A 24,223-nucleotide genomic window follows, 5' to 3' on the forward strand; every position below is an offset into this window, starting at 1 on the left:
GGCAGCTCCTCGATCAGTTCAGGGCCGGGCTGGCGTAATTCTTGGCGTCCTTGCCGGCGCTGCGCCGCCGCTGTTGCCAGCCCCGGTCATCGTCGCCGTCGAACCACGTGTGCAGGGTCGCTCGCCGGTCGCGGTGGTCGTAGAGCCCGGCGTGCCAGGACGAGTTGCGGTACAGCGCGATGTCGCCGGCGCTCAGCCGGACCGGCTCGCCGCCCGGCATCGCCCGGCAGATCTCGCTCAGCGCGGCAAGCGGCCGGCCGTGCACCTCGCCACCGCCACCGCCGGCGGCGGCGCGGGCGGCCTCCTCGTCCGGGCGGCTGGGCCGATTATGGCTGCCCGGTCGGATCCACAGGCTCGCGTCGTCGTACAACGGGGCATTGAGCTGGTTGAACATCGTGGTGTTCCGGGCCGCGTCGAGCCATTCACCGGTGTCGACGGCCTCGGCGTTGTGCAGCCAGTCGCGGTGCCAGGTCATCAGCCACGGCTCGACCGTCGGATTGATCAGCAGCGCCATCGCCCGAGACGGCCGGTGGGCCGGAGTGAGCAGGGCCTCGACGTGTTCCCGCAGCGTGGGGAGTTCCAGCAGGTCACGCCAGCGGTCCGGGGTGAGCCCCTCGGTGGCGAAGACGTTCGGCAGACGCTGGCACTGGGGGCCGGCGGCGCGCCGGGCCAGATCGGCCGCGTGGCCCGCCGCGGCGCGCAGCTCGGCCAGCAGGGACGGCGGGACCGCGTTTCGCAGAACCACCAGGCCGGTGTCGTGATAGCGGGCCGCCGCGGCCCCTGCCGCATCCATGTCGGTCGGGCTCCCTCCGGCTCGGACACCAGCAGGCCCGGTGTTGCGCGACACCGTAGGAGCAACGCTGCGGCCTGTCGAGGGCGCGGTAGCCCCACCGGTTCGCTCAGTGCGCGGCGGCGACCCGGTCCAGCACGTACATCCGCGGGTTATGTCCCTTGTGGAACACCCGGATCTCCGCGTCGAGCCGCCACGTGTCGCGGGAACGGCCGATGCAGCGCTGCATGATGCGGATCTCATGGGTGAGCACCACGAGGCGCGCCCCGGGTGCGGCCCCGGCGTAGGCCCGATCGAGCAGCAGTTGGTGCAGGGCCTCGCTCTCGTCGTGCCGTCCGGCCTTGTCGCCCCACGGCGGGTCGGCGAGCAGCACGTCGTAGGGACCGCCGGTCAGCCAGTCGTCCGCGTCGATGTCAGCGGTCAGGAGCCGGACCCGGTCGCGGAGCCCGGCGGCGGCGACGTTCTCGGCGGCGGCCTCGACAGCGCCGGGGTCCACGTCGAAGCCCACGGCGGCCCGCGCGCCCGCCACCAGCAGCCGCTCGATGAGCAGGGTGCCGGAGCCGCACATCAGGTTGACCACCCGCTGGGCCGGGTCGGGGCGGCTGAGCCGGGCGATCGCCGCGGCCACGGTCGCGTTGGCGGCGGCCGGGTGTCCCGCGACCCGCCAGCGGCGGGCCGACAGCGGCCGGTTCGACAGCCGCACCAGAACGTCCCAGCCCTGGCTCCCCGGGGTCGGGCGGACGCGGACCACGCAATCGCCGTCGTCCGGGTCGTGGCGCAGGCTCGTGCCGGCGGCGACCTGCTCGGCGAACTTGCGCAGCACCGGCGAGTCGCGGCCGGCCGCCTCGATGCGCAGCGACCGTGGCCGGTCGCGTCGGTTCAACGCGACGACCGATCGCACGGCGGCCAAGATGTCCGGCATGTGCTCGCCGCCGAGCAGGCCCCGGGGGTTGGGCACGGGAAACGACAGCACCAAGAACGCGGCGACTACGGTGCGCAAGCTCGCGGTGTCGATCAGCGTGCCGGTGAGCTGCCCGGCCAGCGAGTCGTCGCGACCCGGCACGGGTTCCAGCCGGCGCAGGTTGGGCAGCCGCTGAGCCGCCTCGTCACGCACGAGCGCCTCGAGCCCGGGCAGGAACAGCAGCTCGACCTGGTGCGCGCGGGGCTCGGGGCGGCGTTGCGGCCGCGGGGCCGGTGCGGCTCGCCTCGGCTGAGCGGCTCGTCCGGCCTGAGCGGCTCGTCCGGCCTGAGCGGCTCGTCCGGGCTGTGCGGCTCGTCCGGGCTGCTCCGGGCGCCTGACCGCCGTGCGGTCCTGCCTGTTACCGCGCCGTCCAGTCACCAAGCTCGCCCTCGCTCCTATCCGTCGCACCGACCGGCCAGCAATGTTACGCCGGTGCGAAGGCCGCAGCTCACGGCGGTCCGGGCCGCCATTCGTTGACACCCGCCGATCGGTCTGCCTAACGTGCCGCTGCATCGGCGCCTTCGATCGAATCCGGCGCCTTCAGCGCATTCCGCGACGTCCGTCACCGTGCAACCCGGGGGAGCCCCTGTGTCTGGACAGTCCTGCCGTGCCTGCTTCCGGCGGCGGCTAGCCGCCAACGACGACCCCGACCATCACGACGCACCGCGGCTGTTCCCGCCGGGGCAGCCGGGCACCGGCGGTGCCCGATGAGCGCGCCGGTCGTGTTCCGGTGGGGCCTGTGGAAGGCCACACCCGAGTACGTCGAGATGCTCAGCCACAGCATCGGCACGTTCCGGCACTTCTTCGGGCCGGACGCCGCGTACGTCGTCTATGCCGACGACCCGTCCGGGCTGGTCCGCGACCTGCTCGTCGACGCCGAGGTCCGCCCGCTGGACCCGCCGGGCGCGCAATACCTCGACCCGCGCGCCACCTGGTTGAAGTGGGCGCCGCGCTTCCGCCACGACCCTGCCGCCACCGAGTTCCGGGTCGACGCCGACATCTTCCTGCTGGACGACCCCGTGGAGCTGCGCGAGTTCATCGCCGGCGACGGCACCGACGTGCTGGTCACCCAGGAGGAGTACGTCGAGCGCTGGCCGTACGGCAACTACGGCCCCCGTCTCGCCGACGGCTTCGTGCCGATCAACGCCGGGCTCGTCGGCCAGCGCGCGGGCTGCGACCTGAGCGAGGAGATCGCCGAGGAGTACCGCTGGTGGTCCCACTTCGTCGAGGACCACGAGGTGCTCTACCACGATGAGCAGGGCGCCGTCGCGTGGGTTCTGCAACGCTATGCGGCGCGGGGGCGCCTGCGGCTGCTCGAGCACACCCGCTACCGGGTCGTGTGCCCAACCAACGCCGTGCCGGTCGAGCGGCTCGACGGGCTCGTGGCGATGCACGCCACGTACCCTGACCACCCGGCGTACCACCGCTTCCGGTCCGAGATCAGTCGCGTCAGCGGCGTGCTCGGCGGGTCCGCCCCGGCGGACCTCGGCCGCTGAAGGGGGCGCCGGCATGCGTATCGCTGTCTTCTCGCTCGGCCCGTTGTTCCCCGCCGCCGTCCACGGTGGCTCGCAGCGCACCCTCGAAGCCGTGGTGCGCCACCTCGCCGACGGCGGCGACGAGGTGAGCGTCTACTGCACCCGCCGCGACGACAACGAGGCCGCGTTCGCGCTCGCGCCATCGGCCGTCGTGCATCCCGTCCTGCAGTTCCGCCAGACCTACCCGGAACCGTACGAGGCCGCTCCCTACCAGCTCGCGGCGATCGTCGAGACGCTGGCGGAGGCGGCCGCCGGGAACGACGTGTTCTACGTGCACGACGGAGAGCTGCTGTACCACTTCATCTACGACGCGGTGCCGACGGTCGTGTCGTTCCAGGACTTCGTCTATCCCACGACGCTGGCCGGCGCGCTGTCGTTCCGCCGCGACCACCTGGTGCTCAGCTCGCGGTACGTGCGGGACTGCGTCGAGCAGACCTTCGATCGGTTCCGGCCGCTGCCGGCCGAGCGGATCAGCGTCGCGCCCAACGGCTTCGATCTCACGGCGCTGCGCCCGGTCGACGCCTCGGCGCTGCGCCGCGAGCTCGGCCTGGCGCCGGACGCGTTGCCGATCCTGTACCCGCACCGCCCCGATCCGCGCAAAGGCATCACCGAGAGCCTCGACGCGCTGTTGCCGGTGCTGGACAAGCTGCCCGACGAGCAGGCGAACCGGGTCCGGCTGCTGGTGCCCGTGTGGATGGACGCCGAGCTGGACTCGCCGGGGGCCCGGGAGTACCGCGGCTCCTACGCCGACGTCCTGCGCCGCGCCGCCGACGCCGGCCGGCCCGGCCTGGTGCACCTGCACCCGTGGGTCGACAGCGGCCGGATGCACGAGTACTACAGCCTCGGCGTGCTGACACTGTGCGTGGGCTCGTTCGTCGAGGCGTTCGGCAACGCCTCGGTCGAGTCCCAGCTCTGCGGGACACCGGCGATCGTCTCGCGGGTCGGCGCGCAGCGCAGCGTGCTGCCCGAGGACCTGGTCGCAAAGGTCGACCACGGTGATGCCGCCCGAACCGGCGAGCTGATCCTTGCCGCGCTCTCCGGCGCCGAGCTGTACCCGTACGAGGCCCTGCGTGAGTACGTCGCGGCCGAGTACGGCTTCACGGAGATGGCACGCGGTTACGCCGAGGCGATCCGCGGCACCCGGCCGCAGCCCGCTCTGCCGGCCCTCGACCTCGCCCCCGAGGCCGATTCGGTGCGGGTGCCGGCCTGGTGCGCGACGCTGAGCTCCGGCTACTACAACGACTACAGCTACGGGTACGCCGCCGACCAGCGCCTCGTCGAGGTGGCCGCGCGCTGCCGCGGCGGCGCGCTGCCGGTCTCCGGACTGGCCGATCTGGCCGGGCCGGACGACATCTCTGCGTGGCTGCACGCCGGGCACCTGATCGGAGGCCGGCGATGAGATATCGCGTGCTCATGTTCGGGGCCGGCGGCATGGCCCACACCTGGCTGAGCTGGTTCCTGGCCGAGACCGCGGACCGCTGCCAGGTCGTCGGCCTCGTCGACGCCGATCCCGTGCCGTTGGAGAAGGAGGGCCGCGAGCGCGGGCTGTGGCCGCAGGCCTGCTTCGGCTCGATCGGCGCGGCGCTCGCCGCCGTGCGCGACGGACGGATCCAGGCCGACTGCGCGTTCGTGGTGCTTCCGCCCGAGCACCACCGGGAGGCGATCGTCGGCGCGGTCGACGCCGGCCTGCATGTGTTGACCGAGAAGCCGCTGGCCGGCTCGTGGGAGGACTGCCTGGCGATCGCGGCGGCCGACGGCGGCCCGGCCAAGATCGGCGTTATCCAGAACTACCGGTACACCGCGGCGGCGATGACTGCCCGGCGCATGCTGGCCGACCGGGAGCTCGGCGAGCCGTACTTCGTGTCGGTGCGTTTCCGCGCCGACTACCGCGAGTTCGCCTCGTGGTCCGGGCCGGCCCGGCACCGGATGGCCAGCCCGCTGCTCACCGACGCCGCGGTGCATCACCTCGACCGGGTGCGGTACCTGACCGGCCTGGAGTTCACCGAGATCGCCTGCGACGAGTGGCGCCCGCCGGCCGCCGACGGTTTCGCCGGCGGTTGCTGCGTGAGCCTGCTCGGCCGGCTCACCGGCGGCGTGCGGGTGACCTACGAGGCGAACGCGGTGTGCGGCGGCGAACAACGCTCGTGGACCGGCGAGGAATACCGCGTCGAGTGCGCCGACGGCGCGCTGGTCGTGCTGGGCGAGCAGCTGCGCGTCGAGCGGCACACCGGCGGCGAGCTGACCGTGGACGAGGTGGCGCTCGACCCGATGCCCCGCCGCTATCACCTGTATGCGCTGGACGAGTTCCTGGACTGGCTCGACGGCGGCCGATTCGACGGCCCGACCGTCGCCGACAACCTGCAGACGATGCGCGCCGTCACGGCCGCGCTGCGGGCGGCGGGCACCCACTCCTGGGTCCGGCTGGACGAGATCGAGGAGGCCCGGCCATGAGAGTCCTCGGAATCAACGCCATCGGCCACCACGAGGCCTCCGCGTGCCTGCTCGATGAGGGCCGGTTGGTCGCCTTCGCCGAGGAGGAGCGGTTCACCCGGACCAAGCACGCCGTCGCCCAGCAGCCCTTCGGCGCCGTGCGCTGGTGTCTGGAGGCGAGCGGACTGGACTGGGGCGACATCGCCGCGATCGCCACCCCCTGGGTGGAAGAGGAGTACGGCGTCATCGCCCCGCCCGGCTACCGCGAGGACATCGCCTTCTCGAGCCGCGACCAGGGCCGCGACGCCGACCGGTGGCCGGCGAACCTGCGCGACTTCGTCCGCGGCGCGGGCTGCCCGCCGGCCCGCACCCCGGCGCTGGTGCAGGTCTCGCACCACCTCGCGCACGCGGCCAGCGCCTATTACTGCGCCGGCTTCGACGATGCGGTCGTTCTGGTCGCCGACGGCGAGGGCGACCGGGTCTCCACCACTCTGGCGCACGGGCGCGACGGGCGGATCACGCTGCTGCGGCAGTTCCCCACCACCGACTCGCTCGGGCAGTTCTACGCGTGCATCACCGAGTTCCTCGGCATGGGCGGCTTCGGCGAGGGCAAATTGATGGGGCTGGCGCCGTACGGCTCGCCGCGGCTCGCCTTCCCGGAGATCCAGCTGACCGACGGCGGTTACCGCATCGCCATCGACGGCCACCTGCGCCCGTGGGATCCGGCCGGCACCGACTACCTCGCCATCATCAAGGCGTGGATGACGACGCTGAGCCGCCGTCTCGGCTCACCGCGGCCACCGCGCGAGGCCGGCGGCCCGAGCCGCCTCGCCGACTGGCCGCAGTTCGACCTCGACGTCGCCGCCTCCGCCCAGCAGACCCTCGAGACGGTCCTGACCCACCTGGCCCGGGCCGCTCTGGCCGAGACGGGCAGCCGCCACCTCGTGGTGGCCGGCGGGGTCGGGCTGAACTGCTCGGCGAACGGCGCGTTGGCCGGTGTCCCCGGCGTCGAGGCGATCTTCGTGCAGCCGGCCGCCGGCGACAACGGCGCTCCGATCGGCGCCGCGCAGTACGCCGCGGCACTGGGCGGGGACGCGCCGATGCACCAGCTGCGCTCCGTGGCACTCGGGCCTCACCACCGCGCGGCCGCCTGCGCCGCCGCCCTGGACGCCGCGGGCGTCGCCTACACCGAGCCCGCCGATGTCGCCGATGAAGTTGCCGAACGGCTCGCCCGCGGGGAGGTCGTGTGCTGGTTCGACGGCGCGATGGAAGGCGGCCCGCGCGCGCTGGGCGGGCGCAGCATCGTCGCCGCGCCCTCCTCCGCCCGGCTGCGTGACCGGGTCAACGACGTCAAACGCCGCGCGCACTGGCGGCCGCTGGCCCCGAGCATCCGGGCGGAGGACAGCGACGCGCTGTTGGCCAGGGGCGGAAGCAATCCATTCATGATCGTTGCCGATCACGTCGCGCCGGCCTGGCACGAGCGAGTGCCGGGCATCGTCCACGTCGATGCCAGCGCCCGGCCGCAGACCGTCGAGCGCGAGCTGCAGCCGTCGTACTGGGCGATGATCGACGGCTTCCATCGCCGAACCGGCGTGCCGGCGGTCATCAACACCTCGTTCAACGACGAGCGCGAGCCCATCGTCAACACCCCGCGGGAGGCGCTCGCGACCTTCCTGCGCAGCGGCGCGGACGCGCTGCGTCTGGGCCCGTTCCTGGTCACCAGGCCGGACGGCCCCGGATCCCACACGGCAGAAACGGAGCACCACCGATGAGTAAGCTAGCCCTGTTCGGCGGCGCGCCCACCGTGACCGCGGCCCCGCTGCCGTGGCCGATCGTCCGGGAGGACGACATCGCCGAGGTGGAGCGGACCCTGCGCCGTTCCCGCGACGAGCCGGCCAACCTCACCTCCGTGCTTCCCGGCGGGGTCGTGGCCGAGTTCGAGGCAGCCGTCAGCGCCCGGTTCGGCGGCGCCTACTGCGCGAGCACGAACTCCGGCGGGGCGGCGCTGCACGCGGCGCTCATGGCCGTCGGCGCCGGCGCCGGCGACGAGGTCATCGTCTCGCCCTACACCTGGGGACAGTCGGTGGCGTGCGTGCTGCAGCAGTGCGCGGTGCCCGTCTTCGCCGACATCGACCCGCGCACCTACACCCTCGACCCGGCCTCCGTCGCGGCCGCGGTGAGCCCGCACACCAAGGCCATCGTGGTGCCGCACATCTACGGCCAGCCCGCCGACATGGCCGGCATCGGCGCGGTGGCCCGCGAACACGGTCTCTTCGTCATCGAGGACTGCGCCCAGGCCACCGGCGCCGAGTTCGGCGGCGAGCCGGTGGGCACCATCGGGCACATCGGATGCTTCTCGATCGGCAGCGGCAAGCAGATCATCGGCGGCGAGGGCGGGTTCGTGCTCACCCGCGACCGGGCCCTGTTCGACCGGTTGCTGCTGGCCACCCAGCACCCGGTGCGCGGCGCCCAGCAGATCGAGGACGAGAACGTCCGCGGCCTGCTGGACTCGTTCATCTACACGTACCGCATCCACCCGCTCGCCGCCGCGATCTGCCTGCGGCAGCTGGAGATGCTCGATACCTGGAACGACACCCGCCGCCGGCAGCTGCGCCGAGTCTCGGCCGAGCTGACCGGACTGCCCGGGCTGGATCCGGTGTTCGAGCAGCCGGACGGCGTGCACGTCTACCACTCCTACAGCCCGTTCTACCGTGACGAGGAACTCGACGGGCTCGACCGCGCCATCTACGTCGCCGCGCTCAAGGCCGAGGGGGTGCCGATTGCGGCGAGTTACGTCGGGGTGCCGCTGCACCTGACCCCGCGCTTCCAGGAGCGCCGCTGGTCCTTCGGGGGTGGCCTGCCGTGGTCCGCGGCCCGCCGCGAGATCTCCTACGCCGAGGGCACCTGCCCGGTGGCGGAGGAGCGCTGCGCCCGCCGGGACCTCAGCGTCTACCTCGGACCGAACCTTTACGAGGACAACACGGAATACCTGCAGCAGATCGTGGCGGCGTTCCACAAGGTGACCGAACGACGCGACGAGCTTGCCGGCCACGCGGTGGCGGCCTGATGGGCGCGGGCCGGGCCCTGGTGACCGGCGGGGCCGGCTTCGTCGGGAGCCATCTGGTTCAGCGGCTGCTGGCCGACGGGCTGCGGGTGGGAATCCTCGACGACATGTCCAGCGGCACCGGTGGCAACCTCGACGAGGCCCGCCGGGTGGGTCTGCGCACCGGAGACGTGCTCGTGGCCGACGTCGCCGGGCCGGACGGTGCCGAGGCGATCGCGCGCTGGCACCCGGACGTCGTGTTCCACCTCGCCGCCCAGGCCCGGGTGACCGACTCGGTCGCGCGGCCGTACGAGGGCGCCCGGGTCAACGTGCTCGGCACCGTCAACGTCATGACGGCGGCGGCCGCGGCCCAGGTGACCAGCGTGGTCGTGGCCTCCAGCGGCGGCACGGTGTACGGCGAGCCACCGCCCGGCCCGCGCGGCATCGCCGAGACCGCACCACGCCGCCCGGTCAGCCCGTACGGGGCCAGCAAGGCGGCTGCCGACCTCTACCTCGACGTGCTCGAGAGGACCCTCGGCGTGCCGGTGACCGTGCTGCTGCTCGGCAACGTCTACGGCCCCCGGCTCGACGGCGAGCTCGGCCGCGACGTCGTCTCCTGCTGCGTGCGCGACGTGCTGCACGGGCGGCCGCCGGCCGTGTGCGGTGACGGCACCCAGACACGCGACTTCGTTCATGTCACCGACGTCGCCGCCGCGTTCGCCCGGGCCCGTACCCGCGGCGCCGGGGCCCGGCTGAACATCGGCAGCGGCGTGGAGACCAGCGTCAACGAGCTCGTCGGGCTGGTCTGCGCGGCCGCGGGCGTGCCGCCCGGGAAACGCCCTGTCCCGCCTCGCCCGGCCGAGGTCGGCCGGGTGTGCCTGGACGTCTCGGCGGCGGCCCGGGTGCTCGGCTGGCGCCCCACCGTGCCGCTTTCCGAGGGCATCGCCCGCCTCGCTGACCGAACCACCGCGCCGGCGCCGGTGGCCGGCGCCGCCTTCCATCACGCAACCGGGGGATGACACTGTGCACGCGCTACTTCTGGCCGGCCTCGGGCCGACGTACAAGAACTCCGCCTACGTCGACGGCTCGCTGTTCGCGCCCGAGACCGCGGCCGCCGCACCGGCGATGCTGGCCCGGGCCAGCTCGACCGGGTTCACGCTCGGCCAGCTCTCCTTCGAGCACGGCGGCGACCGCTACCCTCTGCTGCGTCCCCGCCGCGACACCATTCCCCACCTGACCACGTTCACCCTCGAGTCGATCCTGATGGCCGCGGAGCAGCCGTACACACTGCAGCCGCTGGAGGGCGTGTGGGACGGCACCGCCACCGCGCCGGCGCACGACGTCGACGTGGTCCTGCTCTCCACCACCTACATCTGGAACAGCCACATGCTCGCCCGGGCGATGGCCTGGATCGCCGGGCAACTGCCGGGGCTGCCGGTCTTCGTCGGCGGCCAGTACAGCAACCTGAAGTTCCAGCGGGTCATGCACGACCATCCGGCCATTGTCGGGGTGGTGCGCGGCGACGCCGAGCACGCGCTGCCGGCGCTGCTGCAGGCGCAGCGCGATGGCACGCGGCTGGAGAAGGTGCCGAACCTCGTCTGGCGCGACGGCGACCGGATCCGGATCAACGAGACGGCCTACGTCGACATCGAGGCTTTCCCGTCGCCGGGCTTCCCCGGCAAATATCCGATCGTGCCGTACGAGTCGATGCGCGGCTGCCCGTTCGACTGCAAGTTCTGCTCGTTCCCGGCGGCGTCGCCGAAGTGGCGGTACAAGTCCGCGGAGAAGATCCGCGACGACTGGGTGCGTTACGCCGAGCACAACGACGCCTCGATGATCGAGGCGATGGACTCGACGTTCACCGTCCCGCCGACCCGGCTGCGGGAGCTGGTAAGGCTCCTGCCCGACGCCGGGGTGCCGTGGGAGTGCTACAGCCGGGCCAACGTCATCAACTCGCCGCAGTTCATCGAGGACCTGACGCGCTCGCACTGCTTCCGGGTGCAGATCGGCTTCGAGTCGATGAACCAGAACACGCTGACCCGGATGAGTAAACGGGTGACCGCCAAACAGAACCGGCGCGCTTTCGAGCTGCTGCAACAGGGCGACCTCGGCTACACGATCTTCTTCATGATCGGCTACCCGGGCGAAACCCCGGAGCAGTTCGAGGACACCCGGCAGTTCCTGCTCCACGAGTACGACGGGCACTTCATGCTCCACCTGTTCTCGGTGGCCGACGAGACAATGCCGCTGTGGGATGACCGGGAGGAACTCGACATCCGTGTCGACGACCCGTTCGACTCGGACTCGCCGTGGTCGCACGCCGGCATGAGCAGCGTCGAGGCCCGGCAACTGCTGGGCGAGACGCTCGACCAGGTCCGCCAGGTCAACGACCGGGCCGTGCTGATGCTCTGGCAGGGCGACTACCAGCACTCGCTGATGCCGGTTGCCGACCACGCCGTCAACCTGTCCGTCGAGAAGGCCCTCGAACGGCTGGCCATGGCCCCCCGTGACCACCCCGATCCCGACCGCGGCGCTACCCAGGTCCGCACCCAGCTGGACATCCTGCGCCGCCACGGGGTCACCCCACAGCCGGTGGAGACGCTGTGCACCGATCCGATCTGAGCGCCGAGGGAGCACGATGAACGAGGAGCACGACGCCACCTGGCAGCGCCTGAGCCGTGATGCCTGGGCGGTGATGCTCGAGCAGGAGCACGACGCCCGCACGGTCATCAACCTGGTGGCGAGCGAGAACGCGCAGAGCACGCTCAGCCGGTTGCCGTACCTGCTCGACTGTGCCCATCGCTACTACTTCCGCGCTGTCGGTTCCCAGCAGGACTGGGGATTCCGCGGCGGCGGCGCGGTCGCGGAGCTCGAGCAGGGCCTGGCGGTTCCGCTGCTGCAGGCGGCGTTCGGGGCGCCGTTCATCAGCGTACGGCCGCTGTCCGGCCTCAGCGCCATGCTGACCGTTTTCTCGGCGCTGGGCGGCCCGCCTGGCACCGCGTGCCTGACCCTCGGCGCGGCGCAGGGCGGCCATTCGGTGACCGTCCCGCTCGCCGGACGGCTCGGGCTGGACGTGTCGACGATGCCCGGCCGGGGGCCGCACGAGCTCGACCTCGACGCGGTCACCGCGCTGGTCGCCCGAACCGGCGCCGAGCTGGTGTACCTCGACCAGAGCAACGCCCTGCTGCCGTACCTCGACGTCGCCGCGCTCCGGGCCGCCGTCGACGCCGCGGGCCGCGGCACCCGCATCCACGTGGACTGCAGCCACTGGCTCGGGTTGATCCTCGGCGGTGTCCTGCCCAACCCCCTGGACTCCGGCGCCGACTCGATCGGCGGCTCGACCCACAAGACGTTCCCGGGGCCGCAGAAGGGGTTCTTCGCCACCCGCTCCGAGGACGTCTGGGACCGCTTCCGGGCCGCTGAGGGCACCCTCATCAGCAGCCACCACCTCGGCGGCGCGGTCAGCCTGGCGCTGGCCCTGGCCGAGTTCGCCGGCGAGCAGGGCCGCCGCTACGCCGCCGACGTGGTCCGCAACGGCCGCCTCCTCGGCGCCGCCCTGTCCGAGGGTGGGATCGAGGTCTACGGCGCTGACCTCGGCTACACGCGCGGCCACCAGCTGTGGATCGACCCGAGTCCGCTCGGCACCGGCCCGGCCGACGCGGCCGAGCGGCTGCACCGGGTCGGCATCCGGGTCACCAACCTGCCCTATCTGCCGGGATTCGAGCGACCCTCGATCCGCCTCGGCGTGCACGAGGCGACCCACCTCGGCTTGCCCGCCGAGCAGATCCCGGCCCTGGCCGAGCTGATGGTGGCCGGGGTCCGCGCCGCCCGGCCGGCCGAACAGCTCGCGGCCGAGGTCGCAAAGCTGCGAGCCGGCTGGCCGACCCCCGGTGGCCGGGAGGATCTGGTCCGGCGCCACCTGCTCGAACTGCTCGGCGATCTGCAGCCGGCCGCCGCCGGGGAGCGCGGATGACCGCCGCCGACCTGCCCAGCTACGACGAGTTGCGGGGCCGCACCGACGCCCCGGCCGGCAGCTCCTGGGGACTGTGGGGTGCGCGGGACGTGCTCGGCACGCTGAACCTGCTCGGACCGGCGGGGGTAGCTGCCGGGCTGGCCGAGGCCCGCACCGGCCGGACCTTCAGCCTCAACCTGGACCTCGGCCTGCCGACACCCGAGCTGATCGGCCGGACCCCGCCCCGGCACTCCTACGCGCCGATCGGGCCCTACGGCGCCGACGACGTGATCGACGGGTACAACACCCAGCTGTCGAGCCAGTGGGACGGCTTCGGTCACGTCCGCCACCCGGTCTACGGCCACTACAACGGTCTCGAACGCGCCGAGCACGGCGTGGACCACTGGGCCCGGCGTGGCATCAGCGGTCGCGGCGTGCTCGCCGACGTCGCCCGCTTCCGGCAGGCGCAGGGCCGGCCACTGCGCCTCGACCACGGTGAGACGATCGAGGCCGACGAACTGCGCGCCACCCTCGCCGCGCAGGGCACCGACGTGGCGACCGGCGACATCCTGCTCGTGCGCACCGGATGGGCCGGCTGGTATCGCGGCCTGGACCCGGGGCAACGCGCGGCCGTCGACGCGTCGCCCTGCGTCTCGCCCGGCCTGGCCCAGGGCGAGGCGACCTGCCGCTACCTGTGGGACCTGCACATCGCCGCGGCGGCCGCCGACAACACCAGCTTCGAGATGGCGCCGTTCGAGCAGGTCGACGGCGCCGATCCGGCCGTGCTGGCCACGCCCGACGGCATCGCCCGCTTCAACCTGATGTACAACCTGCTGTCCCTGCTCGGCCTGCCCTTCGGCGAGCTGTTCGACCTCGACGATCTGGCCGCCGACTGCGCGCGCCAGGGGCGGTGGAGCTTCCTGTTCGTCTCGGCGCCGCTGCGGCTGCGAGGCGCCATCGGCTCGCCCGCCAACGCCATCGCCATCACCTGACACCGGCCGATTGGAGCGCTTTGTCCACCGTCGTCGCGTTTGCGACCTGCACCCGGCTCGGCTCCCACCCCGACGTGGACGGCTCCGTGCTCGGTCCCGCCCTGCGCCGGCACGGGATCGAGCCGGTCTTCGCCGCCTGGGACGGGCCTTTCGCCTGGCCGGACGCCACACTCTGCGTGGTGAAGGCATGCTGGGACTACTACCTTCGACCCGACGAGTTCGTCGCCTGGGCCGAGGCCACGGCACTCGCGGTGCCGATCCTCAACGACGCCGCGGTCCTGCGGTGGAACGCCCACAAGTCGTACCTGTGCCGCCTCGCCGCCGCCGGTGTGCCGGTCGCTCCCACGCTCCTGGTCACCGGCGGCCCGGCGGCGGCCGCCAGGGCCTGGGCCACCCAGCCGTGGCCGGACGTCGTGCTCAAACCGGCGGTGTCGGTCGGCGCCCTGCGCACCGAGCGCTTCGCGGCCGGCGACCCGGCCGGCCTGGCATTCCTGGCGGCGCTGCTGGCCACCGGGGACGCGCTGATCCAGCCGTTCCTGCCGAGCATCCTCGACGACGGCGAGACCTCGCTGGTCTACTTCGACGGGAGCTTCTCCCACGCCGTACGCAAGCAGGTGGTTCCGGGCGGGTTTGCCGCCCAGCCCCACCTCGGTGGTCAGGTGGACCGGTGTACCCCGGATGCCGCGCAGCTCGCCGTGGCCGCCGCCGCCCTCGCCGGCACCCCCGGCGGCGTGCCCCCGCTCTTCGCCCGGGTAGACCTCGTCGGCTGGGGCGGGTCACCGGTCGTCATGGAGGTCGAGCTCATCGAGCCGGCCCTGTTCCTTGATCTGTACGAATCGGCCGCCGACCGGATGGCCGGGTGCATCGCGGCGCGGATCGGGCGCGACGCGGCCCGGCGCGCGGCCATCGAATGAATGGTGGTGATGTTGTGTCGCCGAATGACGATCACGTCGACGTGGCGATCGTCGGGGCCGGGCCGGCCGGGCTCGCCGCGGCGCACGCGCTGACCGGCACCGGGCTGCGCACCGTCCTGCTCGATGCGGGCAAGCCGGTGTGGAGCCGGGACCGCCACGTCGGCACCGACGTCACCCGAGGTATCGGCGGCGCGGGCCTGTTCTCCGACGGCAAGTTCTCCTTCTACCCGTCGGCATCGCAGCTGTGGTCGCTGTCCGACGGCGACCGGCTCCGCGCGGCCTACGACTGGACCAGCGGCGTGCTCCGCGAGGCCGGCCTGGACGCCGCGCCGTTCCCGGAGTCGCCCGAGGCGTACACGGCCGCGGCGGGGGAGTGGGTGCTCAAGGCATACCCGAGCGACTATCTCTCGCTGGACGCGCGGCTGGCGCTGACCCAGCGGCTGGTCGACGCGGTCGACGCCGAGGTGCGCACCGAGACCGAGCTGGTCCACGCCGCGTACGCCGCCGGCTCGGACGTGTTCAACCTGGACGTCCGCGGCCCGGGCGGAGACGGCGCGCTCTCCGCCCGCCGCCTGGTGCTGGCCACCGGCCGGTTCGGGCCACTGCGACTCAGCGAGTTGATCGGTGAGCGAGTGTGGCGCCGGCTGGAGGTCGGATTCCGCATCGAGCAGCCGGCCGGCCTGGCCTTCTTCGCCGACTCCGACCAGCTTGACCCGAAGCTGCGGTTCGGCGACGCCGACGGCTCGGTGGAATGGCGCACGTTCTGCGCGTGCCGGCAGGGCGAAGCCGTGATGACCGAGACGGACGGCCTGTGGACGGTGTCGGGCCGGGCGGACTGCCCGCCGACGGGCCGGTCCAACATCGGCTTCAACACCCGGGTCCTCGACGAGGCCCTCGCGGTGCGGTCGCTGCCACACCTGCTCAAGGCGCTCGCCGACGACGCGAACCGGTTCGACGAGCCGCTGCTCGGGTTGCTCGACGGGGTTCCGTCGACCCAGGCGGTGCTGGACCGGGTCTACGGCGAGGAGCTGTGCGCCCTGATGCGCCGCGGCGTCCAGCACCTGGTGCGCCGCTACCCCGGCGTGCTGGACGAGCGAACCCGGATGGTCGGCCCGACCCTGGAGGGCGTCGGCTGGTACCCCACTGTCGACGGCCGGCTGCGGCTGCGGGACGCGCCGGCGGTGATCGCCGGCGACGGGTGCGGGCTGTTCCGCGGTATCGTCGCCGCCATGGTCAGCGGGCACTACGCGGCGAGCGGGCTGGCCACGGAGGTGCCGGCGAGGTGAGCGGTGCCACCGTCGGCGTCGGCGTCGTGGTCACCGGGCCGGACCAGGCCGGTGTGCTGTTCGGCTGGCGGGTCCGCCAGCCGGCGACGCCGTGCTGGTGCCTGCCCGGCGGCCGGGCGGAGCCGGGCGAGTCGTTCGAGGCGGCGGCGTTGCGGGAGCTGGCCGAGGAGGCCGGGGTCCGGGCCACCGCCGCCCGGCCGTTCGTAGCGGTGCTGGATCGCGCCGGCCCGGCCGTGCACGTGACGATCGGCGTGGAGGTGGTCGTCGGCCCCGGCACGCAGCCGGTGGAGGGGTTGGAGCCGCACACGTTCACGAGGTGGCGGTGGCGTGCCGCCGATGACGCCGAGCCGATGTTCCCGGCCAGCCGTCACCTGCTCGACGCGTGGCTGGACCGGCCGGCGGCGCCCTCCGTCCACCGGTACCGGCTCGGCTGACGGCCTCAGGCCGATCGCTGGAGGGTCTGGGCCCGTTCGACCACCGTTCGGGCCGCCCGGTCGAGCGCGGCGATGATCCACGCGTCGAGATCCCCGTCATGGGTGAGCTCAGCGGCGCGCCGGCACGCCTGCTCCTGCCGGATGGGTAGCCGCAGGCGCACCTCGGCCGGGGTGCCGGCCGGGCGGCCGTTGCCGGTGCGGATCTGACGGCGCAACTCGTTGCGCGACCAGCCGTGCCCTTCCGCCCGGTCGAGCCAGAGGTCCTGCTCCGCCGGCGGCAGCGCGCACACCTCGGCGTGGTGCTGGAACGTCAGCGACTCCCGGCGGCGAGGCAGCGCGAAGCGGCGCGCCACCCAGGCGTAGTTGCGGAGGGTCTGATGGTGCAGTTCGGTCTCGCGCACGGCCACGAGGTACCGGTCCGGGTAAGCGGCCTCGCCGTAGACCAGCCAGTCGCCCAGCCACCAGGCGCTGGAGCCGGTGATCGAGCTCAGCTGCCGGCCGATGCGTTGCCAGGTGCCGTAACGCAGCCCCGCCGCGATCGTCAGGCCGAGACGCCGCGGCCGCGCGGCCGGGTCCAGCGTGAGACCGGCGCGGCGCGTCGGCGACAGCGCGTTGCCGCCCACTCGGACTCCCTTCGGGCCGGCCACTGGTCGTGGCGGAGTCCGCGAGCGCCGGCCGGCTGGCTGCCAGTCTCGGTCCGCCGCGGAGGCCCGTACATGTCCCGAAAAGGCGGGACGCTCGGTCCCCGGTGCGTCGCGGCCAGGGCGGCCGCGGTCAGCCGGGACGGCGCGTGCCGATGGCCTCCGCCACGTACCGTCGCGTGTCCGGGTGCCGCAGCAGTTCCTCCCGGCTGCAGTCGACCCGGTGCACCCGGGAGGCGGCGGCGCCGGGCCACGGCCCGGCAAACGGGTGGTCGCGGGACACGATCAGCAGCATCTCTCCTGGCCACGGCGGGAACAGCGCGTTGTGGGCCGCGACGAGCTGGGTGAGCCAGTCCGACGACTTACCCACCAGGTCGCGCACGAGGGCGACGGTGATCTCGTCGGGCTCGCCGTCGGCGGTGGCCCGGGTGGCGACCTCGGTCAGCTCCGCCGCCATCGCGGCGAGCACCCCGGCCGGGTCGGCAATGAGCTCGTCGCGGGTCGGCACGACGCGCGGCGGGCCTTCGCCACCGAAACGGCGCACGAGCGTGGCGTACTCCTGTGCGACGAGGCTGTCCGGACACGGGGCGCCGTCGAGCGCGACGAGCAGGACGGGCAGTCCGTCGCGGGCCGCGGTCATCCGGGCGACCTCGTGCGCGATCGGGGACGTCATGCAGTACGCCACGATCGCGCGCACCGGCCGTTCGTCGGAGCGAGCGGCCAGCAGCGTCTCGGCGTACCCGATCGCCTCCGGCCGGCGAGGCAGCGGGGCACGCATCAGCGGCACGCAGTCGAGGCCGGCGTCGATGAGCCCGGTGATGCGTGGCCGCTCCTCGTAGCCGGGATAGTCGAGCGTCAGCACGGTGGTGGGGGTAGATGGCTGCATGGTCGGTCGGCCTCCGCCCGGAACGTTCGCGTCGGCGCCGAGCATAGCCACGCGGGATCGTCCCGCTCCTGGCCCCAGATCGCGTGACTTGGCCCGTCACGCCTTTGCGGGACGTGTCCCGCGACCTGCGCACTTCCTACGTTGATGGGGTGTCCACACTCGCCATACGCCGCACGAGCGACAAAGAGCGTGCCATGTGGATGTTGCAGCGGCTGTACCCGGATCTCGGCATCTCCAACGAAGCGGTGACGTTCGCCGTCGCCGGCCGCCTCGACGTCGACCGGCTCGCCCGCGCCCTCACCGGAATCGCCCGGCGCCACCCCGCGCTGCGCACCGTCTTCCCCGAGCGCGACGGTGAGCCGGTGGCGATCACCCACCCGCCCGAGCCGGTGCCGATACGGGTGTACGACGACCCGCCGGACCCGCCGGAGTCCCTCGTCGCCGCGTTCGTCGCCGCCCCGTTCGACGTGACCGCGGCGCCGCCGTTCCGGGTGGGCCTGTGGCGGTACCCGGCCGGCGACGTCTGCAGCATCGCGGTGCACCACCTCGTCTTCGACGGTACGAGTGCCGGAGTGTTGTTCGACGCACTGATCGCCGGCTACGAGGCCGACGCGCCTCCCGGCGACACTCCGGTGGTGCCGGCGCCGGCACGTCCCGCGTCGGCCGAGCGCGACCGGGCCTACTGGCGCGCGCACCTGACGGACGTCGCCACCGACCGGCAGCCGATGGCGCTGGGCCCGGCCGCCGGGTCGCCCGCGCAGTTCGCCGGCGCCACCTGCCGCCGGGAGCTCCCGGCCGAGACGCTCGCCGTCGTCCGCACGCTCGCCAAGCGACAACAGGCGACCGACAACATCGTGCTTCTGGCCGCGTTCTATGCCCTGCTGGCCCGCCACGGCGCCGGGCCCGATCTCGTGGTGGGCGTGCCGGTCCGCGCGGGCGACCCGGACGGCGGCGCGACCATCGGCTACCACATGAACTCACTGCCCGTCCGGGTCGCGGTGGACGTCTCGGCGTCGTTCGGCGAGCTCGTCTCGGCCACTCGCGGGGCGTTCCTGGCCGGGCTGCAGCACTGGCGGGTCTCGTACGAGGCGGTGGTGCCGGAGCTGCAGGGCACGGCCGAGAACTGGCGCTCGCCGCTGTTGCGCTACATGTTCAACTACCGCCCCTTCGCCGTCAGCGAGGACCGTCGACTGGACGGCCGGCCGGTCGAGATCCTGTCCATCGACCCCCGCCACGCGCGCCAGGACCTGTCCTTCACGATCGAGACCGGCGGCGGCCGCACCGGCATCCTCGCCGTCTACCGTGCCGACGTGCTCGCCGAGGCCGACGTGACCGCCCTGCTTGCCCGTTACACGGTGCTGCTCGGCGAACTCGCCGCGGCCGGCGACCGGCCCGTGGCGGAGTTGCCCTGCTGGTCGCCGCGGGACCGCGCCGTCGTCGAAGCCGCCAACCGGACCGCCGACCCGGAACCGACATCGCCACCCCTGGACGCGGTCGTCGCCGCGGGTTCGCGGCACCCGGAAGCGGTCGCCGTGGTGGACGGGGCCGAGCGGTGGACGTACCGGCAGCTGCTGTCCGCCGCCGGTGGCGTGCGTCGGCGGCTGGCGGAGGCCGGGGTCGGCCGGGGCGCCACCGTCGCCGTCTACGCCGGCCGCAGCGCGGAGCTGGCCGCGGCGCTGCTCGGCATCTGGGCGGCCGGGGCCGCATACCTGCCGCTGCACCCGGAGAACCCGGCAGAGCTGCTGTCGTTCCAGCTGGCCGACGCCGGCTGCGCGCTGCTGCTGACCGACCGGCCGCTCCCGGCCGGCACCACGGTGCCGTGCCCGCGACTGTCGCTGGCTGTGCCCGTGGCCGACCCGATGCTCGCCACGGCCGCCGACCCGGACGACATCGCGTACGTCATCTACACCTCCGGCTCCACCGGCCGTCCCAAGGGCGTGGAGGTCACCCACGCCAACCTGGCCAACCTGATCCAGCACTTCCGGACCGCCGTCGCCGCCGGGCCGGCCGACGCCACGCTGTGGCTGTCGAACCTGGCCTTCGACATCTCCGCGCTCGAGGTGCTGCTGCCAATGTGCACCGGCGGCCGGGTCGTGGTCGCGCCCGATGCCGCCCGGAGCGACGGCGACCTGCTGCTCGATCTGATCGAGCAGCACGATGTACGGATCGTTCAGGCGACCCCGACCACGTGGGCCCACCTGGCCACCGCCCGGGAGGGCGCCGGGGCCGGGACGGTGCTGACCGGGCGGACGGTGCTGTGCGGCGGCGAGGCGCTGCCGCCGGCGCTGGCCTCGGCGCTGCTGGCCACCGGGTGCCGTCTGCTCAACGTGTACGGCCCCACCGAGACGACGATCTGGTCGACCACCGCCGAGCTCACCGGCGGGCGGGCCGACCTGGTGCCGGTCGGCGTGCCCCTGCGCAACACGACCGCGTTCATCCTCGACGAGGCCGGCGCCGAACTGCCGCCCGGACTGACCGGCGAGCTGTGCCTGGCCGGCGCCGGAGTCGCCCGCGGCTATCTGAACCGGCCCGAGCTGACCGCCCAACGCTACGGGGTGTCGCCCCGCCACGGCCGTTTCTACCGCACCGGCGATCGGGCCGCGTGGCGCCATGACGGCGTGCTGCTGTTGCAGGGCCGCACCGACCACCAGGTGAAGATCCGGGCCCACCGCATCGAGCTCGGCGAGGTCGAGGCGATCCTGGCCGAACATCCCGCCGTCGCCGCCGCGGCGGTGGTGCTGCGTCCGGACCTGCCCGGTGAACCGGGGCTGGTGGCGTTCGTCCAGCCAGCCACCGCCGACCCGACCGGCCTCGGCGATGCGCTCTGGCGTCACGCCCGCGCCCGGCTGGCCAGCTACGCGCTGCCGGTACGCATCGAGTTCACCGCCCTGCCCCACACGCCCAGCGGCAAGGTCGACCACCGGGCCCTCGTCGCCCGGCCGCTGGGGCCCCGCCTGGCCACACCCGGCGCCCGGCCGGCCGACGGCTTGGCCCGCGACGTACTGGAGATCTGGCGGGAGCTGCTGCAGGACCCGCGGCTAGGGCCGGACGACAACTTCTTCCTGGCCGGTGGGCAGTCGCTGCTCGCGGTGCGGATGCTGTCGCGGCTGTCGCGGCTGACCGCCATCACCCTCACCCTCGACGAGCTGCTCGACCACCCGACCGCGACCGCGTTCGCTGCCCACATCGCCCGGTTCCGGGTGAGCGAGCCGATCAGCTAGTCAGGCGTCGACCCGGCCCCGCGCGTTCTCGCGGACCGCGCGCATCACCGTCATGGCGTGACCGAGGTCGTCCTCGGTCACGGCGTTGGTCATCACCACCGCGGCCACCCCGGCCTGCTGGTACGGGGTCAGCGCAGCCACCACCTCGGCGTGGCTGCCGACCAGGCCGTGAGCCGGTCGGCCGGCCCGCTCACGGGCCACCCGCCACGCCTGCTCGCTGGTGTCCCGGGCGATGATGCCAGCGCGCACGGCGGACCGGGGCCGCGGCGGCCGTACGGTGAGATCGGCCTCGCCCGGCAGGTCGATCAGCTGCCCCACGCCCAGCTCACGTGCCACCGTGGCGGCAGCCGGCTCCTGACCCGCGACGAAGATCCGGGGAACGAGCCGCGGCGGCAGCGACGGGTAGATGACCGCGTCGGCCAGGCGGTAGTGCCGGCTGTCGAAGGTGAGCGGATCGTCGGCGCGCAGCAGGGCCTTCATGATCCGGCCGTACGCGACCAGGCGGTCGCAGTTCTCGTCGTGGCCGAGCGTGCTGTCGGCCACCAGGGTGAAGTCGACACGGCGGCCGTGCATCGCCGCGATCCCGCTCACCATCCTCGCCGTCATGTAGGGATGCATGTCCGCCGGCTCGACGGTGACTAGCGGGGTGAGGCGTTCCGTCCGCTCGACCAGGTACTGCGCCACCGACCAGGGTTCCATTGCGGTGCCGCCGGTGTCGATCAGCATGCCGTCGAGGCCGGCCCGGTCAGCCCCGCGTGCCGCATCGGTGAACGTCGCGCCGACCGTGGCGTGGCCGCCGGCACGGAGATCGGGCGACACCGAGTAGAGCCGCATCAGCGTGCCTCCGCCCGTCGGATGGCCTCATTGGCGTGGTGCAGGTCGTCCTCCTCCTGCGGTGGGCTCAGGATGAGCGTGCACATCCCGCTCTCCCGATAGGTGCGCAACGCCTCCGCCACCTCGTCGTAGCTGCCCACCAGGTAGGCGCAGTACTCGAAGGAGACCCGCAGCGGATGCAGCCAGTAGATGGCCTCGGCGGTGTCGTCGGTGGGGGTCCGCCGGCTCTCCGTGTAGTTGTGGACTGTCGATGACGCGTACGCCGCCTTCCGGGATCGGTGCAGCCGCTGTTCCCGGGCCGCATCCCTTGGATAGCGCCGGCGCGCCACCTCCCAGGCGGCGTCGTGGTCGTCCCGGGCGATGATGCCGATCCGGATGCCGGTCCGGTGCAGTCGTTTCCCGCCGCCGGCGTAGTGCTTCGGGGGCTCGGGGTTCACCAGTGTGGTGGCCCCGAGCGCACGGGCGACGTGGATGGCGGGCGGGGACTGGCCGGCGGCGAACAGCCGTGGGGTCAGTCCGGCGGGCAGCGGCGGGTCGAGGACGGCGTCGCTCACGTCGTAGTACGGGCCGTGGTGGGTGACCGGTGCTGTCCCGTCGAGCAGCGCGAGCATGATCTGTCCGAAGGCGAGGAGCCGGTCGTACCGGGCGTCGTGGTCGACGGTGTCGCCGAGCGCCCGCAGATCGGCCGCGTGGCTGCCCGTCACCAGGTTGATGTCGACCCGCCGGCCGTACAGCCGGCCGATGGCGGCAACCAGGCGGGCGGCGGTTACCGGGTGCTGGTAGTTGGGCTGCAGGGCGACCAGCGGGACCATGGCCTCGGTACGTTCGACCATGTATTGGGCGAGCATCCACGGGTCGTACGAGAAGTTGTCCGTGAAGATCAGCAGGCCGCTCAGACCGGCTGCGTCGGCCCAGCGCGCCACGTCGGTTACCTTCTGACCGAACGAATCGGACCGCCGGCCGCCGACCACCCCGGGGGAGGTGGCGTAGACCTCGAGCGGTTCGGCGGCTACCTGGCTAGACAGGTCCATCGGCCGACCCTATGGAGGGGCCCGGCGAGAGCACAGTCACCGGATTCCGGGACGCGCCGAGCCAAGGGGGTGCGGCGGGTGACCGGCGTTCCCCGAACCCGAGGGATGCGGACAGTGACCGCACCGTCGGGTAGCGGTAGAGGTCGACGAGTGAGACCGTGAAGCCCTCGTCGCGCAAGTCCTCGAGGACCTCGGCGAGCAGCGCCGAGGTGAACCCGGCCTCGAAGAAGCTGGTGTCGGCGTCGAGCGCGCGGCGGCGGGCGAAGCAGGCGTGCACTCCGGTCAGGCCGGGGTTGCGGCCGGCGTTCATCGCGGCGCCGTCGTCGTCCGGGGCAGGCTTGCGCGCACCAGGTCGGCCACTCGGCGCGGTGAGTTCTCCAGCAGCCAGTGGTCGCCATCGATGGTCTCGGACCGGAACGGGCCGGTGGTGTGTGCTCGCCAGCGGTCGACGTCGGCCGTGCGCAGCACCGGGTCCGCCGCGCCGGCGATCGTGGTGATCGGAAGCGGCAGCGGGGCCACGTCGCGATGGTGGTACCCCGACAGCAACTCGTAGTCGGCACGCAGCGCCGGCTCGAAGATCTCCCGGAAGTCGGACTGGGCGGCGATCCGCTCGGGCACCCCGCCGTACGAGAGGATCTCACTCCAGAACTGCTCTCCGGGCAGACGGTGCGTGCTCCGGGCCGGCTCGGCCCGGTCGGGCGCCGGATAGGACGCGACCATCAGGGCGTCCGGTGCCCGGTGGCCATGGTGGTGCAGCCGGTGGGCGAGCAGGAACGCCAGCAGCGCCCCGGAGCAGTATCCGAACAGCAGCATCGGCGCCGGGTGGGGGAACGCGCCGGCGAGATCGTCGAGCAACGGATCCAGGTCCGTGCGGGTGGGCTCGCCGAAGCGGGCCTGCCGGCCGGGCAGGTTGAGGGCCCACACCGTGATGTCGGGGCCCAGCTCGTCGGCGAGCGCGGCGAACGCGGTGGCACCTCCACCGGCCTGCGGGAGCGCGCACACGTGCCCCACGGCCCGGTCGGGGTCGGACAGCGGAATGAACCAATCGGTAGGGCGCACCTGCTCATCCTCGGTGCCTGCGCCGACCGAGACATGTCCCCAGTTGACGCGACCGGCCCCGCCGCCGCAGTGCTGGCACCATCGCCGGTGGCCGGCATGTTCGAGGAAGGGACACCGCATGGACGGGTGGTCGGAGCCGGCGCCGAGCGCGCGCTGGATCAGGCGCTGCGGCGGACCGCCGGCACCGTCGATGCGGCTCATCTGCCTGCCCAAC

The 24,223-nt window shown here is 73.2% G+C and carries 21 protein-coding genes; 13 read left to right on the plus strand and 8 right to left on the minus strand.

Annotation, left to right across the window (positions count from 1 at the left end; genetic code table 11):
• Nucleotides 1-13 precede the first annotated feature (13 nt).
• Nucleotides 14-793 carry a hypothetical protein gene (locus AB0E90_RS47280; protein WP_360419526.1) on the minus strand — a complete coding sequence of 260 codons (780 nt, stop codon included), beginning with the start codon at nucleotides 791-793 and terminating at the stop codon, nucleotides 14-16.
• A 106-nt stretch (nucleotides 794-899) separates the two neighbouring features.
• On the minus strand, nucleotides 900-2,129 hold the full coding sequence (locus tag AB0E90_RS47285) for a 50S ribosomal protein L11 methyltransferase (protein ID WP_360419528.1): 1,230 nt from the start codon (nucleotides 2,127-2,129) through the stop codon (nucleotides 900-902).
• Between the two features lie 329 nt (nucleotides 2,130-2,458).
• Between AB0E90_RS47285 and AB0E90_RS47290 the strand changes: the two genes are divergently transcribed.
• The 12 genes from AB0E90_RS47290 to AB0E90_RS47345 are packed head-to-tail and all read left to right on the plus strand — an operon-like array spanning nucleotide 2,459 to nucleotide 16,337.
• Nucleotides 2,459-3,247 (plus strand): hypothetical protein, encoded by a 789-nt coding sequence (locus tag AB0E90_RS47290; RefSeq protein WP_360419530.1) that lies wholly within the window; start codon nucleotides 2,459-2,461, stop codon nucleotides 3,245-3,247.
• Nucleotides 3,248-3,260: 13 nt separating this feature from the next.
• Complete coding sequence (locus tag AB0E90_RS47295) at nucleotides 3,261-4,685, plus strand: glycosyltransferase family 4 protein (RefSeq protein WP_360419532.1); 1,425 nt, start codon at nucleotides 3,261-3,263, stop codon at nucleotides 4,683-4,685.
• Nucleotides 4,682-5,737 carry a Gfo/Idh/MocA family oxidoreductase gene (locus AB0E90_RS47300; RefSeq protein ID WP_360419535.1) on the plus strand — a complete coding sequence of 352 codons (1,056 nt, stop codon included), beginning with the start codon at nucleotides 4,682-4,684 and terminating at the stop codon, nucleotides 5,735-5,737. Before AB0E90_RS47295 ends, AB0E90_RS47300 begins: the two co-directional genes overlap by 4 nt.
• On the plus strand, nucleotides 5,734-7,488 hold the full coding sequence (locus AB0E90_RS47305; protein WP_360419537.1) for a carbamoyltransferase C-terminal domain-containing protein: 1,755 nt from the start codon (nucleotides 5,734-5,736) through the stop codon (nucleotides 7,486-7,488). Before AB0E90_RS47300 ends, AB0E90_RS47305 begins: the two co-directional genes overlap by 4 nt.
• Nucleotides 7,485-8,783: a DegT/DnrJ/EryC1/StrS family aminotransferase gene (locus tag AB0E90_RS47310; protein ID WP_360419540.1), complete on the plus strand. Its 1,299-nt coding sequence runs from the start codon at nucleotides 7,485-7,487 to the stop codon at nucleotides 8,781-8,783. The genes AB0E90_RS47305 and AB0E90_RS47310 overlap by 4 nt, the downstream gene beginning before the upstream one ends.
• The gene (locus AB0E90_RS47315) at nucleotides 8,783-9,778 is read left to right on the plus strand and encodes an NAD-dependent epimerase/dehydratase family protein (protein WP_360419542.1); all 996 of its coding nucleotides are present in this window, start codon (nucleotides 8,783-8,785) and stop codon (nucleotides 9,776-9,778) included. The genes AB0E90_RS47310 and AB0E90_RS47315 overlap by 1 nt, the downstream gene beginning before the upstream one ends.
• Before the next feature lie 4 nt (nucleotides 9,779-9,782).
• Complete coding sequence (locus AB0E90_RS47320) at nucleotides 9,783-11,381, plus strand: radical SAM protein (RefSeq protein WP_360419544.1); 1,599 nt, start codon at nucleotides 9,783-9,785, stop codon at nucleotides 11,379-11,381.
• Nucleotides 11,382-11,397: 16 nt separating this feature from the next.
• On the plus strand, nucleotides 11,398-12,732 hold the full coding sequence (locus AB0E90_RS47325) for a hypothetical protein (protein ID WP_360419546.1): 1,335 nt from the start codon (nucleotides 11,398-11,400) through the stop codon (nucleotides 12,730-12,732).
• Entirely contained in the window at nucleotides 12,729-13,703 is a 975-nt protein-coding gene (locus AB0E90_RS47330; protein WP_360419548.1) for a cyclase family protein, read from the plus strand. The genes AB0E90_RS47325 and AB0E90_RS47330 overlap by 4 nt, the downstream gene beginning before the upstream one ends.
• 20 nt (nucleotides 13,704-13,723) lie before the next feature.
• Nucleotides 13,724-14,617, plus strand: coding sequence for a hypothetical protein (locus tag AB0E90_RS47335; RefSeq protein WP_360419550.1), 894 nt, complete (start codon nucleotides 13,724-13,726; stop codon nucleotides 14,615-14,617).
• A 14-nt stretch (nucleotides 14,618-14,631) separates the two neighbouring features.
• On the plus strand, nucleotides 14,632-15,903 hold the full coding sequence (locus AB0E90_RS47340; RefSeq protein ID WP_360419552.1) for an FAD-binding protein: 1,272 nt from the start codon (nucleotides 14,632-14,634) through the stop codon (nucleotides 15,901-15,903).
• Complete coding sequence (locus tag AB0E90_RS47345; RefSeq protein WP_360419555.1) at nucleotides 15,900-16,337, plus strand: NUDIX domain-containing protein; 438 nt, start codon at nucleotides 15,900-15,902, stop codon at nucleotides 16,335-16,337. The genes AB0E90_RS47340 and AB0E90_RS47345 overlap by 4 nt, the downstream gene beginning before the upstream one ends.
• A 5-nt stretch (nucleotides 16,338-16,342) precedes the next feature.
• On the opposite strand, the gene AB0E90_RS47350 is transcribed toward AB0E90_RS47345, so the two are convergent.
• Complete coding sequence (locus AB0E90_RS47350; protein WP_360419558.1) at nucleotides 16,343-16,960, minus strand: LmbU family transcriptional regulator; 618 nt, start codon at nucleotides 16,958-16,960, stop codon at nucleotides 16,343-16,345.
• Nucleotides 16,961-17,111: 151 nt separating this feature from the next.
• The gene (locus AB0E90_RS47355; protein ID WP_360419560.1) at nucleotides 17,112-17,864 is read right to left on the minus strand and encodes a hypothetical protein; all 753 of its coding nucleotides are present in this window, start codon (nucleotides 17,862-17,864) and stop codon (nucleotides 17,112-17,114) included.
• 194 nt (nucleotides 17,865-18,058) lie between these two features.
• On the opposite strand from AB0E90_RS47355, the gene AB0E90_RS47360 reads away from it, so the two are divergent.
• Nucleotides 18,059-21,085: an amino acid adenylation domain-containing protein gene (locus tag AB0E90_RS47360; protein WP_360419562.1), complete on the plus strand. Its 3,027-nt coding sequence runs from the start codon at nucleotides 18,059-18,061 to the stop codon at nucleotides 21,083-21,085.
• On the opposite strand, the gene AB0E90_RS47365 is transcribed toward AB0E90_RS47360, so the two are convergent.
• The 4 genes from AB0E90_RS47365 to AB0E90_RS47380 are packed head-to-tail and all read right to left on the minus strand — an operon-like array spanning nucleotide 21,086 to nucleotide 24,210.
• Entirely contained in the window at nucleotides 21,086-21,919 is an 834-nt protein-coding gene (locus AB0E90_RS47365; protein WP_360419563.1) for a hypothetical protein, read from the minus strand.
• The gene (locus AB0E90_RS47370) at nucleotides 21,919-22,950 is read right to left on the minus strand and encodes an LLM class flavin-dependent oxidoreductase (RefSeq protein WP_360419565.1); all 1,032 of its coding nucleotides are present in this window, start codon (nucleotides 22,948-22,950) and stop codon (nucleotides 21,919-21,921) included. The genes AB0E90_RS47365 and AB0E90_RS47370 overlap by 1 nt, the downstream gene beginning before the upstream one ends.
• Entirely contained in the window at nucleotides 22,937-23,260 is a 324-nt protein-coding gene (locus AB0E90_RS47375) for an acyl carrier protein (RefSeq protein WP_360419567.1), read from the minus strand. The genes AB0E90_RS47370 and AB0E90_RS47375 overlap by 14 nt, the downstream gene beginning before the upstream one ends.
• Nucleotides 23,257-24,210, minus strand: coding sequence for an alpha/beta fold hydrolase (locus AB0E90_RS47380; RefSeq protein ID WP_360419569.1), 954 nt, complete (start codon nucleotides 24,208-24,210; stop codon nucleotides 23,257-23,259). Before AB0E90_RS47380 ends, AB0E90_RS47375 begins: the two co-directional genes overlap by 4 nt.
• Nucleotides 24,211-24,223 lie beyond the last annotated feature (13 nt).

The organism is Actinoplanes sp. NPDC026619, assembly GCF_040638295.1.
Taxonomy (GTDB): domain Bacteria; phylum Actinomycetota; class Actinomycetes; order Mycobacteriales; family Micromonosporaceae; genus Actinoplanes.

Excerpts from the sequence above, each read along its gene's own strand:
- AB0E90_RS47280 (WP_360419526.1), bottom strand. The coding sequence starts at position 793 with ATGGATGCGGCAGGGGCCGCGGCGGCCCGCTATCACGACACCGGCCTG.
- AB0E90_RS47290 (WP_360419530.1), top strand. The coding sequence starts at position 2,459 with ATGAGCGCGCCGGTCGTGTTCCGGTGGGGCCTGTGGAAGGCCACACCC.
- AB0E90_RS47295 (WP_360419532.1), top strand. The coding sequence starts at position 3,261 with ATGCGTATCGCTGTCTTCTCGCTCGGCCCGTTGTTCCCCGCCGCCGTC.
- AB0E90_RS47300 (WP_360419535.1), top strand. The coding sequence starts at position 4,682 with ATGAGATATCGCGTGCTCATGTTCGGGGCCGGCGGCATGGCCCACACC.
- AB0E90_RS47305 (WP_360419537.1), top strand. The coding sequence starts at position 5,734 with ATGAGAGTCCTCGGAATCAACGCCATCGGCCACCACGAGGCCTCCGCG.
- AB0E90_RS47310 (WP_360419540.1), top strand. The coding sequence starts at position 7,485 with ATGAGTAAGCTAGCCCTGTTCGGCGGCGCGCCCACCGTGACCGCGGCC.
- AB0E90_RS47315 (WP_360419542.1), top strand. The coding sequence starts at position 8,783 with ATGGGCGCGGGCCGGGCCCTGGTGACCGGCGGGGCCGGCTTCGTCGGG.
- AB0E90_RS47325 (WP_360419546.1), top strand. The coding sequence starts at position 11,398 with ATGAACGAGGAGCACGACGCCACCTGGCAGCGCCTGAGCCGTGATGCC.
- AB0E90_RS47330 (WP_360419548.1), top strand. The coding sequence starts at position 12,729 with ATGACCGCCGCCGACCTGCCCAGCTACGACGAGTTGCGGGGCCGCACC.
- AB0E90_RS47355 (WP_360419560.1), bottom strand. The coding sequence starts at position 17,864 with ATGCAGCCATCTACCCCCACCACCGTGCTGACGCTCGACTATCCCGGC.
- AB0E90_RS47360 (WP_360419562.1), top strand. The coding sequence starts at position 18,059 with ATGTGGATGTTGCAGCGGCTGTACCCGGATCTCGGCATCTCCAACGAA.
- AB0E90_RS47365 (WP_360419563.1), bottom strand. The coding sequence starts at position 21,919 with ATGCGGCTCTACTCGGTGTCGCCCGATCTCCGTGCCGGCGGCCACGCC.
- AB0E90_RS47370 (WP_360419565.1), bottom strand. The coding sequence starts at position 22,950 with ATGGACCTGTCTAGCCAGGTAGCCGCCGAACCGCTCGAGGTCTACGCC.
- AB0E90_RS47375 (WP_360419567.1), bottom strand. The coding sequence starts at position 23,260 with ATGAACGCCGGCCGCAACCCCGGCCTGACCGGAGTGCACGCCTGCTTC.
- AB0E90_RS47380 (WP_360419569.1), bottom strand. The coding sequence starts at position 24,210 with ATGAGCCGCATCGACGGTGCCGGCGGTCCGCCGCAGCGCCTGATCCAG.